This window comes from Candidatus Limnocylindrus sp. (assembly GCF_040397235.1).
In the GTDB taxonomy this organism is placed as follows: Bacteria; Chloroflexota; Limnocylindria; order Limnocylindrales; family Limnocylindraceae; genus Limnocylindrus.
On record NZ_JBBAWH010000001.1, the window covers coordinates 1 to 12,070 of the forward strand.

The window sequence follows — 12,070 nt, forward strand, 5'->3', positions numbered from 1 at the left end:
AAGGTAGCGAAATTCCTTGTCGGGTAAGTTCCGACCCGCACGAATGGCGTAACGATCTGGGCACTGTCTCAACGAGGGATCCGGCGAAATTGAAATACCAGTGAAGATGCTGGTTACGCGCGCTGGGGCAAAAAGACCCCGTGGAGCTTTACTACACCCTGATATTGAATTGAGGCTCGACCTGTGTAGGATAGGTGGGAGGCTTTGAAACTGGGGCGCTAGCCTCGGTGGAGCCGTCGTTGAAATACCACCCTTGTTGTGTTTCGTTTCTAACCCCGTGCCGTTATCCGGCCGGGGAACAGTGTCAGGCGGGTAGTTTGACTGGGGCGGTCGCCTCCTAAAGAGTAACGGAGGCGCCCAAAGGTCCTCTCAGGCTGGATGGAAATCAGCCATAGAGTGCAAAGGCATAAGAGGGCTTGACTGCGAGACCTACAAGTCGAGCAGGTGCGAAAGCAGGGCTTAGTGATCTGATAACTCCGAGTGGAAGGGTTATCACTCAACGGATAAAAGCTACCCCGGGGATAACAGGCTGATGGTGCCCAAGAGTTCATATCGACGGCACCGTTTGGCACCTCGATGTCGGCTCGTCGCATCCTGGGGCGGAAGTACGTCCCAAGGGTTTGGCTGTTCGCCAATTAAAGCGGTACGTGAGCTGGGTTCAGAACGTCGTGAGACAGTTCGGTCTCTATCCAGCGTGCGCGAAGGGAACTTGAAGGGAGCTGCTCCTAGTACGAGAGGACCGGAGTGGACGAGCCTATGGTGTGCCTGTTGTCCTTCCAAGGGCATCGCAGGGTAGCTAAGCTCGGCAGGGATAAGCGCTGAAAGCATATAAGCGCGAAGCTCGCCCTAAGATGAGGTTCCCCACCGGGTTAACCGGGTAAGACCGCAGGGAGACTACCTGTTTGATAGGGCGCATGTGGAAGGCCAGTGATGGCTGCAGCAAAGCGCTACTAACGGTCGAGGGCTTGACCTCCACGACGCCTCTTCGGCGCCCGTGGTCGTTTTGGATACACCCCCGATGAAACAGATAACTTCTCGATGTTTTCAGTCATGGATTCGGACTTCGCCAAGCGGAGCCCGGTGACATTTGCGGAGAGGCCATACCCGTTCCCATCCCGAACACGGAAGTCAAGCTCTCCAGCGCCGAAAATACTGAGGGGGCAGCTCCTCGGCAAAATAGGTCGTCGCCGGGCTCTTTGGCGTCCTGGGGGGTTTCGTCGGCTATCCTGCGAACGTGGAACCTGTGAACGCAACTCCCTGCCCCTGGCTCCTCGACCCACGCGGAGCGATCACCCTTGCACCATCTCGCACCCTCAGCCGCTGCGGCGCTGAACCCGCGCGCCCCGAGTTAGCCAAGGCTATTCGTGCTGAGCGCTGCATCGTGGGCGGCGCTTGCCAGATTCGCCAGGCGCGTGAGGCGCAGCTCGGCGCCCTCGCCCCAAGCCTCGCCCCGCGCCAGCCGATTGGCGACGCTGCAGTCATCACCAACGCCGCACTGCCGCGCCCATCGAACGGTTCGCCGTGGCTCCGCGTGCTGCTCGTGTTCGTGCTGGCTGGCGTCATCACCGTCGCAAGCGGCCCCGTGGCTGGCGTTGTCGGCCCAATCCTGACCTCCGTCATTGGGTCGCTCACCGCGCCGAGCGACGCCACGCCAACCCCCTCGGTCGAGGCCACCCCAACGGCGAGCCCAAGCGAGTCGCCCTCCCCGAGCCCATCACCAAGCGAGTCGTCGAGCCCATCTCCGTCCCCATCCCCTTCGGCGAGTGCCGCGGCACCAAAGACGTATCTGGTGCGGTCGGGTGACACGCTCTATGACATCGCGATGTCGCTCGGGTTGGGCCCAGAGGGCTATAAGGAGATCGCCGCCCTCAACAACATTGCAGGGCCGGCCTATACGATCTCGCCCGGGCAGGTGCTCAAGCTCCCATAGGCGCCAAGTCGAGTGTGGGGGGGGGCTGTGGTAGGCTCGCCGAACGCGATCGCGAGGTTGCGCCACCTGCTTCCGCTGGCGGCGTCACCTCCTGAGCGCGAATACGTCGTAAGGAGAACTACAAACTTGAACGAAGAACTTACCCCTGGCGCCGCCGATATCGAGGCGGGTGCCGACGCTGGAGCAGTTGCTCCAGTCCGCAAGGCGAAAGCCCCTGCAAAGCCGAAGAGCGTCAAGGTGAAGGCAGCAGATTCGACGGAGGCCCCTGTGGTCGACCTCGCTGATGTCGCACCTGCCGAATCGGCACCAGTAGCTACCGAGGCACCAGTAGCTACCGAAGCACCAGTAGCTACCGAGGCACCAGTCGCAGCGCCAGCCGCTGCGCCAACGCCACGTGTGTGGACCGGCCCTGAGCCAACCACCATGGAAGAGTTGCTTGCCGGTGCAGGTATGCCAATCAAGAATCTGAAGCAGGGCGACGTCCTCGACGGCATCGTTGTCCGCGTCGATAAGGACGAGGTCCTCGTTGACATTGGCGCGAAGAGTGAAGGTGTTGTTTCGAGTCGCGAACTTCACGGCCGTAACGGCGAAGAGGGCCCAGCCCTCACCGTCGGCGACACCGTACTCGTCTACGTCATGCAGCCAGAGTCGGAAGATGGGCACGTTGTGCTCTCAATCCGCCGCGCCGGCATGGAGCGCAAGTGGCGCACGATGCAGGAGCAGCTCGACGCAGGCACCATCATCGAGGCCGCCGTTATCGATCACAACAAGGGCGGACTCATTGTTGACTGTGGCATTCGCGGCTTCGTGCCGATCAGCCAGATCGTCGACTTCCCGCGCCGCCCAGCTGGCGACGCACCGCGTGACGCCATTCAGGAGATTGCCGAGAAGCTACAGCCGTATGTTGGCCGCAAGCTGCGCATGAAGATCTTGGAGGTGAACCGCAAGGGGAACCGCCTGATCCTCTCCGAGAAGGTTGCGCACTATGAGGAGCGCCGCGGTAAGCGCGACGAACTCTTCAGCACCCTTTCGGTTGGCCAGCGCGTAGCCGGTGTGGTGCGCTCGATCGCGCCATTCGGACTCTTCGTTGACCTCGGCGGCATCGACGGCCTCATTCATAAGAGTGAGATCAGCTGGTCGAAGGTCGCGAATCCAGAAGCCGGCTACAACGTTGGTGACTCGGTTGATGCCGAAGTCATCGACATCAACACGGAGCGCGGGCGCATTAGCCTCTCGATCCGCAAGTTGCAGCCAGACCCATGGAACGCCGCAATCGCCGACATCAAGATTGGCGATTTCGTTGAGGGAACTATCACCAAGCTGGTGAACTTCGGTGCCTTCGTGCGCGTGCGCGACGGTCTCGAGGGACTCATCCACATCAGCGAGCTCTCACACAATCGCGTCACCCATCCGGGCGACGTGGTGAAGGACGAGCAGACCCTGAAGCTCAAGGTGATCAGCCTCGACTCAGAGCGTCACCGCCTCGGCCTCAGCCTCAAGCAGGCGGAAGAGGCTCCAGTGCGCGAAACGCCAGCCGCCGAGCCGAAGCGCGAGACGCGTCGAGCTCGACCAGAGCGAAGCTTCTCCATGGATGACGCTGTGCAGGAGCCAGAGGGTGGCATTGACACCACGCTCGCCGCAGCCTTTGCTGGCATCCGCGAGAAGATCGCCGAGACGGCCGATGACGCTGCAGGGAGCGACGGCGAGACGAAGAAGAAGCGTGCCCCGAAGAGGGCCGATGACGGCGAGAGCGCGTCGGAGGCCATTGAAGAGGCCCTCGCCGAAGCCGCCCCAGAGGCCGCTGCCGAGGTTGCTGTAGAGTCCCCTGCCGAAGCCGCCCCAGAGGCCCCCGCCGATGTCGCCCCAGAGGCCCCTGCCGAAGCCGCCCCAGAGGCCCCCGCCGATCAGGCCTAGCCCCGCGGGGGCGCTTGGCCCCCTCGTGAAGCGACGGAGCGGAGTGGTAGACTTACGGTCCGCGAAGTTAGCTGGCGACAAACGCCTGGCAGCGGGGATCGGAGGAGCGCATGGCCACGGCTGACCGCTTCGATCGCTTCACGGACCGCGCCCGCAAGGTGTTGACGCTCGCCCAAGACGAGGCTCAGCGCTTCAACCACAACTACATCGGCACAGAGCACCTGCTGCTCGGCCTTGTCCGCGAGGGCGAGGGCGTTGCGGCGAAAGTCCTCGAGAACCTCAACGTAGAGCTGGCCAAGGTCCGCCAGGCGGTTGAGTTCATCATCGGGCGTGGCGAACGCCCCGTCGTTGGCGAGATCGGTCTCACGCCCCGCGCCAAGAAGGTGATCGAGCTCGCCATCGATGAGGCACGACGCTTGGGCCACAACTACATCGGCACTGAGCACCTCCTGCTCGGCCTCGTTCGCGAAGAGGGCGGGATCGCCTCCGGCGTGCTGGAGTCGCTCGGGGTGAGCCTCGAGAAGGTGCGCCACGAGGTGGTGCGCGTCCTCAGCCAGTCATCGACGCCGACCGCCCAGCCGACCGAGCGCCGCAGCGGCTCAAAGACCCCAACCCTCGACGCCCTCGGCATCGACCTCACCGAAGCGGCGCGCTCCGGTCGCCTCGATCCGGTCATCGGGCGCGAGCGCGAGATTGAGCGCGTCATTCAGGTGCTGGCGCGCCGCACCAAGAACAACCCAGCACTCATCGGCGAGCCGGGCGTCGGCAAGACGGCGATCGCCGAGGGGCTCGCCCAGCGCATCGTTAAGGGCGATGTTCCTGCGCCGCTGCTCGACAAGCGCGTCGTCACCCTTGATATGGGCTCACTTGTTGCCGGCACAAAGTACCGCGGCGAGTTCGAGGAGCGACTGAAGAAGGTGCTCGAAGAGCTGCGCGCCTCGCGCGACGCGATCCTCTTCGTTGACGAGCTGCACACGCTGGTCGGCGCGGGCGCTGCCGAGGGCGCGATTGATGCCGCAAACATTTTGAAGCCGCCACTCGCTCGCGGCGAGATCCAGTGCATCGGCGCAACCACCCTTGATGAGTATCGCAAGCACATCGAGAAGGACCCAGCGCTTGAGCGCCGCTTCGCGAAGGTGTTGGTGGCCGAGCCTTCGGCCGATGAGACGATTGAGATCCTGAAGGGGCTACGCCCGCGATACGAGGCGCACCATAAGGTCCGCATCTCTGACGAGGCACTCGCCTCGGCCGTGGAGCTCTCCGTTCGCTACATCAGCGATCGACAGCTGCCAGATAAGGCGATTGATGTGATTGATGAAGCCTCAAGCCGCGTGATGTTGCGACACTCATCGCCGCCTGCAGACTTGCGTTCGGCGCGCCGCGAGGCGGACGCCGTAGAGCGAGATCAGCGCGACGCCGAAGCCGCTGGCGCCTTTGATCGCGCCCTCGCACTGCGCAACCAGGGCGAAGGACTGAAGAGCCGCATTGAAGAGCTCGATCGCGCCTGGCGCCTGAGCCTGAACCTTCCGCCAGCACCAGGATCAACGGCACCCGCCGCCGCGCCTGCGGTCGCGCCTGATGCGCCACTTGCGATTGCCGCCCCAGCTGCACCTGAGTCGCGCGAAGACACGCGGCCCGTGGTCACCGAAGAGGAGGTGGCCGCTGTCGTCTCTATGTGGACCGGCATCCCAGTGATGCGCTTGGCTGAAGCCGAAACTGTACGACTCCTGAAGATGGAGGAGACGCTGGGCGCTCGTGTCGTAGGGCAGGAGCAGGCGATCACAACGCTGAGCCGCGCCGTGCGACGCGCCCGTGCTGGGCTGAAGGATCCGAAGCGCCCAATCGGCAGCTTCCTCTTCCTTGGGCCAACCGGCGTCGGAAAGACCGAACTCGCGAAGGCGCTCGCCGAGTTCATGTTTGGCACAGAAGATGCGCTGGTCAAGATCGACATGAGCGAATTCATGGAGCGCCACAACACCAGCCGCCTCGTTGGGGCGCCTCCAGGCTACGTGGGCTTTGACGATGGTGGGCAGCTCACCGAGGCAATTCGACGTCGCCCATACTCCGTCGTGCTTCTTGATGAGATCGAGAAGGCGCACAGCGAGGTCTTCAACATCTTGCTTCAGATCCTGGAGGACGGGCAGCTCACCGACGCGAAGGGGCGACGCGTGGACTTCCGCAACGTCATCTTGATCATGACCTCGAATCTCGGGGCTCGACAGATCCAGACCCCGTCGTCGCTCGGCTTCCGCTCGCGCGGCGAGGGCGAGGCGGCCCGCGCTGCCGACGAGTACACGCTGATTAGCGAGAAGGTCGATGAGGAGCTGAAGAAGGCGTTCCGCCCAGAGTTCCTCAATCGCGTCGACTCCCGCATCGTCTTCCGACCGCTCAGCCAAGAGGAGATGCGTCGCATCGTTGACCTGCTCGTGAAGCGGGTGGTGGGGCAGCTGCGCACGCAGGGGCACGACCTTGTCATCACCGACGCGGCGAAGGATCACCTCATCAAGGTTGGGTACGACGTCTCGTATGGCGCACGTCCGCTGCGCCGGACGATCCAGTCGCTCATCGAAGATCCACTCGCCGAGCGCCTCCTACAAGGGGCGGATCTAGCCGGCGCATCGTATGTGGTGGATCTTGTTGACGGCGCGATCGCGGTGATGATTCGCGAAGAGGGGGTAGCTTCGCCCGCCGCTGTGCCGGCTGAGCCGGTCGGCGCAGTCGACTAGGTCCGTTCGCCGCATGGCGAAGAGCAAGAGCGTCTGGCTCTGTCAAACCTGTGCCTTTGAGGCACCCGCCCTCGAGAATCCCTGCCGTAGCTGCGGCTCCTGGAACTCTCTGGTGGAGACCGTGCGAGATCGACCCTCTGCGCGTGTTCGTGCCGCCGGCGGGCGGACTGCTGCCGCCCCCGTGCAGCCACAGCCACTTCGAGCGGCCAGCGCGGATCGCGCACCGCGCCTCCCGCTCGGCGTTCCAGAGCTTGATCGCGTCCTCGGTGGTGGCGCCGTGCCTGGCTCCATCATCTTGCTCGGCGGTGAACCGGGGATCGGCAAGAGCACGCTCTTGCTGCAGGCCGCTGCGGGCATCGCACTCGCCGGCGGGCGCGTCCTCTATGCGTCGGGCGAAGAGTCGGCGGCGCAGATTGCCGATCGCGCCGAACGCCTCGGCCTTATGGCGACCGTTGCAGCCGACACCGTAGAGATTCTCGCCGAGAGCGAAGTCGGCGCAATTGCCGAGGCGGCGCATCGCGACCGCCCGACACTCCTGATCGTCGACTCTATTCAAACCGCAACGCTCGCTGAGCTCGAAGGGCCAGCAGGAAGCGTGGGCCAGGTCCGCGGCAGCGCGGAGGTACTCGCCAGCGTTGCGCGAGCGACTGGGGCCGCAGTGATCCTTGTCGGCCACGTCACGAAAGAGGGGAGCATCGCCGGGCCAAAGACGCTCGAACATCTTGTTGACGCGGTGATCATGCTTGATGGCGACCGCCACGGCACCCTGCGCACCCTGCGTGCCGCAAAGAATCGCTTCGGCTCTACCGATGAGCTCGGGTTGCTTGAGATGGGCGAGAAGGGCCTCGCCGGTATCGATGACCCAGGGCGCGCCTTTATTGATGATCGCGATGAGCGTGCGCCAGGGGCGGTCGTTGCCCCACTCCTGGAGGGGAGTCGCCCCATGTTGGTTGAGGTGCAGGCGCTAGTTGCTGGAACGGCATTCGGCACACCACGCCGCACCGGTCGCGGGCTCGATACCGCGCGCCTCTCTCTCTTGTGTGCCGTGCTCGCGCGTCGCGCAGGGATTGCGTTGAGCGACCGCGATATTTACGCCAACCTGGTCGGCGGCATTGTTCTTGACGAGCCCGCCCTCGATCTGCCGCTCGCCCTCGCGCTCGCCTCATCGCAGAGCGACCGCCCAATCAGTCGCGCGCTCGTCGCTGTCGGTGAGGTCGGACTCCTCGGTGAGCTCCGCCCCGTCTCTGGTCTCGCTCGACGACTTCGTGAGGCTGCGCGCCACGGATTCACCACGGCGATCGTTCCTGCCCCGCGACGTGGCGCCGCGAGCGAGCCGATGCCCGAGGGGATGAAGGTCATTGCCGTGCGCACCTTACGTGAAGCGATCACCGAGGCGCTCGGTGAGTAGCGGCCCAACGTTTGATGTCATTGTCGTAGCGGCAGGCTCTGGCCTCCGCATGGGCGGCGTCGACAAGTCACTCATCCCCATTGCCGGCAAACCGGCGCTGCGCTGGTCGCTCGAGTCGTTCGCAGCAACCACTGGCGTTCGGCGCATCGTTGTGGTCACCGCGCAGGATCGTGTCGCCAATTACGCCGCACTCCCGTGGATCCCAACGGCTGTCGTTGCCGTTGTTCCCGGTGGCGAGACGCGGTCCGCATCGGTCGCTGCTGGCCTGCACGCGTTGGAGCGTGCCCCAGGCGAGGCGGGTGCAGTTCTACTGATTCATGATGCCGCACGCCCTGGCGTTGATGCCGACGTCACGCTTCGCGTGGTGGCTGCCGCCCTGCAGCACGGAGCGGCAGCGCCGGTCATGCCGATCGCCGACACGCTGAAGCGCGTCGCACCAAACGCCACAGGTGCTTCAACAGCACACAGCTCAGGGAGCGTTGATCGCGCTAGCGTTGTCTCGGCGCAAACACCGCAAGGGATCGCCGCGCAACACGTCCCCGCTTTTGCCACCGCGCTTGCCAGCGACACTGCGGCAACCGACGACACGAGTGTTCTTGAATCGATCGGCGTCGCCGTTGAGCTGGTGCAAGGCTCGGCACGCCTACGCAAGTTGACCGAGCCTGATGACATCCTCTCTGTTGGGGCGATGCTGCGACCGTCGGACCCGACGGTCTCCTTTAGCGAGATCCTCTCCTCGCTCCCAGGGAGCCGCATTCGCGTTGGATGGGGGGATGATGCACATCCAGTTGGTACGAGTGGCACGCTGCATCTCGGCGGCCGTGCCTTCCCCGAGAGCCCTGCGCTGGTCGGGCACTCCGATGGCGATGTGGTGCTCCATGCCGTGGCAGATGCCCTCATCGGCGCCGCAGGACTCGGCGACCTGGGGCGGCTCTTCCCCGCAACAGGTGCGACGCCGAAGGGGATTGCGAGTGGAGCCCTTCTCGCCGAGAGCGTTGAGCGTGCCGCCGCCGTCGGCGTGCAGCCGCTCTGGGTCGATCTGCTGATCACCGCCAGCGCCCCAAAACTTGCGCCGTACCTCGACGAGATCGGTGCGAATGTCGCCGGCCTTCTTGGCATTCCCGTCGATCGGGTCAGCGCCAAGGCTTCGAGCGGTAATCTGGTCGGCGACGAGGGTGCCGGCAAGGCGATTCGCTGCGCCGCCATCCTTGTAGCGCAGCGAAGGGGTACCTCGGAGTGAGCCTGCAGTTCCGCGACACGCTGAGCGGGGAGACCCGACCCTTCACGCCCGTCGACCCAAAACAGGTCGGCGTGTATTCCTGCGGACCGACGATTTATGGTCCGGCCCATATCGGCAACTTCCGCAGCTTCCTCTTCGCCGACACGCTGGTGCGTTGGCTCCGAGCGAGTGGCCGCACGGTGCGATGGGTGGTGAACCTGACCGACATCGACGACAAGATCATCCGCACCGCAGCGGCAGAGGGCGTAGAGATTCGCGCGCTCACCGATCGCTGGGAGGCGGTCTTCCGCGCCGACATGACGGCGCTGCGCATGGTGATTCCCGACGAGATGCCCCGCGCGACGGAGCACATTCCTGAGCAGATCGCCCTCGTGCAGCAGCTCCTCGACAAGGGGCACGCCTATCGCACGGAGGACGGATCGATCTTCTTCAAGATCTCCTCATGGCCCGCGTACGGACGCCTCGCGCGCCTTGATCCCGAAGCGATGCGCGTCGGCGAGCGCGTGGAGGCCGACGAGTACAGCAAGGACGACGTGCGCGACTTTGTCTTGTGGAAGGCGGCGAAGCCTGGCGAGCCATCGTGGGACGGACCGCTCGGCGCAGGGCGACCGGGATGGCACCTCGAGTGCTCGGCGATGAGCATGCGCTACCTCGGCGAGTCGTTCGATCTACACACTGGTGGCATCGACCTCATCTTCCCGCATCATGAAGACGAGATCGCGCAGTCTGAGGCGGCGACGGGGAAGCCATTCGTCGGCACTTGGATGCACTGCGCACACTTGCACGTCTCGGGCGACAAGATGTCGAAGTCGCTCGGGAACATCTCGCGTGTGAGCGATCTACTCGCTGGCGGCGCGGAGCCTCGCGCCCTGCGCCTCGCGCTGATCTCCGCGCACTACCGCACGAATCTCAACTACAACGACGACTCGCTCACCGCAGCCGCATCGGCCATCGCGCGCATCGATGCCTTCGTCGCCGCACTGACCACACGTAGCGCGATCACAACCGGTGATGCGGACGCCGACCAGCGTGCAGCGACACTCGCCGATACGAGCTGGAGCAGGTTCGCCGCTGCGATGGATGACGACCTTGCCGTCCCCGAAGCCCTCGCAACGCTCTTTGATCTAGTGCGCGACGGGAATCGCCTCCTCGACGCCAACTGCAGCGGCGCAGGCGCGCAGTCGCTGATCGCCGTTCTCGAGAAGATCAACGCTGTGCTGGCCGTGCTGCCAGATCGCGCGGTGCTCCCAGCGGGTGCCGAGGCGCTGCTTGCGGAGCGCATCGCCGCACGCGCCGCCAAGGATTGGGCGCGCTCCGACGCACTGCGCGACGAGTTGGCGAGCCTCGGCGTGCTGATTGATGACGGTCGCGATGGGCAGCGTTGGCGACTGGCTGGGCCGCAGGCATGAACGACGACCAGCGACCGCGACCACCACGCCCTGCTGGATTCCGCCCCGGCGGTCCGCGACCAGGTGGTCCCGGTGGACCGGTCGGACCACGCCCTGGCATGGCGCGCCCAACCTTTAGTGCAGGTGGTGCCCGGCAGTGGGCATCGCGACGCGCTATCTCCCTCCAGGTTGCGGGCATGGTCGGCCCTGAGCACGAGGTCGTCGCTGGGCGTCGGCCGGTAGAGGAGGCGTTCGCCGCCCGCCGTGAGGCGGTTCGCCTCCTGGTGGTGCCGCAGCGACGTGACGCCCTGCAGCAGATGGTCCTGCACGCCACCGCCCTGCGCATCCCGATTATTGAGGTCGAGGGTGCCCTTATCGGCCAGCTGTCAGGGTTCGATGGACACCAGGGGGTCGCCCTGGTCGTGAAGCGGCGCCCCGAGGCCGCCCCCGAGGACCTCCTCGCCCGCGCCGTGGCGCGCGGGGAGCCCCCATTCCTCCTCGCCCTCGACGGGGTAGAGGACCCCCAGAACTTCGGCAGCCTGATCCGGAGCGCCGAGGCGGTGGGGGTGCATGGCCTCCTGATCGGCAGCAAGGGGGCCGCCCCCCTCTCGCCAGCCGCCATTAAGGCCAGCGCCGGAGCGGTCGAGCACCTGCTGGTCGCCCGCGTCGAGAACCTCGCCGACGAGCTCACCGCCCTGCGCCTGCGGGGCATTCGGGTGGTCGGCGCCGAGGCCGAGGCGGCCCAGGGGTATCGCGAGGCGGCCCTGCGCGGGCCACTCTGCATCGTGATTGGGGCCGAGGGGCGGGGGCTTTCGCCCGCCGTGCGTCGGCGGGTCGACCTCTTCGTCCGCATCCCCATGGCTGGCAAGGTCGCCAGCCTGAACGCCGCGGTGGCCGGCTCCATCCTGCTCTTCGAGGCGCTCGGTCAACGCCCAGCAGCGGCACAGCCTGTGCCAGCCCCTGAGGCCCCGCTGGTCGCGCCAAGCGAGCCTGTCGCGCCAGTCTCAGCCGACACCGAAGCGCCAGCCGCCCCTGAAATTGACGATCTTCCGCACGTAGGCGGTTGACCCCCACGCCCGTAGGGGGCTATGATCACGCCTCACCGACGGACCGCAAGGTATCCCGACGTGGGCGCCGACATAGCTCAATTGGTAGAGCAACGGTTTTGTAAACCGTAGGTTCCGGGTTCGAGTCCCGTTGTCGGCTCCAGCACTGGACACAAGGGTAGGTTGAGCAGGTGGTGAGCTCCGCTGACTGTAGATCAGCCGTCTTCGACTGTGGGGGTTCGATTCCCTTCCTGCCCACCAGAACTGGAGCAAAAAGAGAAGCAACAGGATCGGAAATAGGACTGGCCCACGTAGCTCAGTTGGTAGAGCACGTCATTGGTAATGACGAGGTCACCGGTTCAAGTCCGGTCGTGGGCTCCACCTTCGGGTGGGAGTAAAAAAGCGGTAACCGTCAACG

7 protein-coding genes, 3 tRNA genes and 2 rRNA genes are annotated in these 12,070 nt (G+C 64.9%); all 12 read left to right on the top strand.

The window, feature by feature from the left end:
- Positions 1 to 973 (top strand): 23S ribosomal RNA (locus AC3LB0_RS00005); the annotation flags it as partial.
- A 103-nt stretch (positions 974 to 1,076) separates the two neighbouring features.
- Positions 1,077 to 1,193: ribosomal RNA gene (gene rrf / locus AC3LB0_RS00010) — 5S ribosomal RNA — on the top strand.
- Positions 1,194 to 1,234: 41 nt separating this feature from the next.
- On the top strand, positions 1,235 to 1,930 hold the full coding sequence (locus AC3LB0_RS00015; protein ID WP_488649146.1) for a LysM peptidoglycan-binding domain-containing protein: 696 nt from the start codon (positions 1,235 to 1,237) through the stop codon (positions 1,928 to 1,930).
- Positions 1,931 to 2,056: 126 nt separating this feature from the next.
- Complete coding sequence (locus AC3LB0_RS00020) at positions 2,057 to 3,844, top strand: 30S ribosomal protein S1 (protein ID WP_488649147.1); 1,788 nt, start codon at positions 2,057 to 2,059, stop codon at positions 3,842 to 3,844.
- A gap of 110 nt (positions 3,845 to 3,954) precedes the next feature.
- Complete coding sequence (locus AC3LB0_RS00025; RefSeq protein ID WP_488649148.1) at positions 3,955 to 6,570, top strand: ATP-dependent Clp protease ATP-binding subunit; 2,616 nt, start codon at positions 3,955 to 3,957, stop codon at positions 6,568 to 6,570.
- A gap of 13 nt (positions 6,571 to 6,583) precedes the next feature.
- Positions 6,584 to 7,978 (top strand): DNA repair protein RadA, encoded by a 1,395-nt coding sequence (gene radA, locus AC3LB0_RS00030; protein WP_488649149.1) that lies wholly within the window; start codon positions 6,584 to 6,586, stop codon positions 7,976 to 7,978.
- Positions 7,971 to 9,218 (top strand): 2-C-methyl-D-erythritol 2,4-cyclodiphosphate synthase, encoded by a 1,248-nt coding sequence (ispF, locus tag AC3LB0_RS00035; protein WP_488649150.1) that lies wholly within the window; start codon positions 7,971 to 7,973, stop codon positions 9,216 to 9,218. Before radA ends, ispF begins: the two co-directional genes overlap by 8 nt.
- Positions 9,215 to 10,627 (top strand): cysteine--tRNA ligase, encoded by a 1,413-nt coding sequence (gene cysS, locus AC3LB0_RS00040; protein WP_488649151.1) that lies wholly within the window; start codon positions 9,215 to 9,217, stop codon positions 10,625 to 10,627. Before ispF ends, cysS begins: the two co-directional genes overlap by 4 nt.
- Positions 10,624 to 11,673, top strand: a complete 1,050-nt coding sequence (gene rlmB / locus AC3LB0_RS00045) for a 23S rRNA (guanosine(2251)-2'-O)-methyltransferase RlmB (RefSeq protein WP_488649152.1) — start codon at positions 10,624 to 10,626, stop codon at positions 11,671 to 11,673. Before cysS ends, rlmB begins: the two co-directional genes overlap by 4 nt.
- Before the next feature lie 66 nt (positions 11,674 to 11,739).
- Positions 11,740 to 11,815: transfer RNA gene (locus tag AC3LB0_RS00050), tRNA-Thr, on the top strand.
- Positions 11,816 to 11,828: 13 nt separating this feature from the next.
- Positions 11,829 to 11,913, top strand: a tRNA-Tyr gene (locus AC3LB0_RS00055).
- A gap of 44 nt (positions 11,914 to 11,957) precedes the next feature.
- Positions 11,958 to 12,033: transfer RNA gene (locus AC3LB0_RS00060), tRNA-Thr, on the top strand.
- Positions 12,034 to 12,070 lie beyond the last annotated feature (37 nt).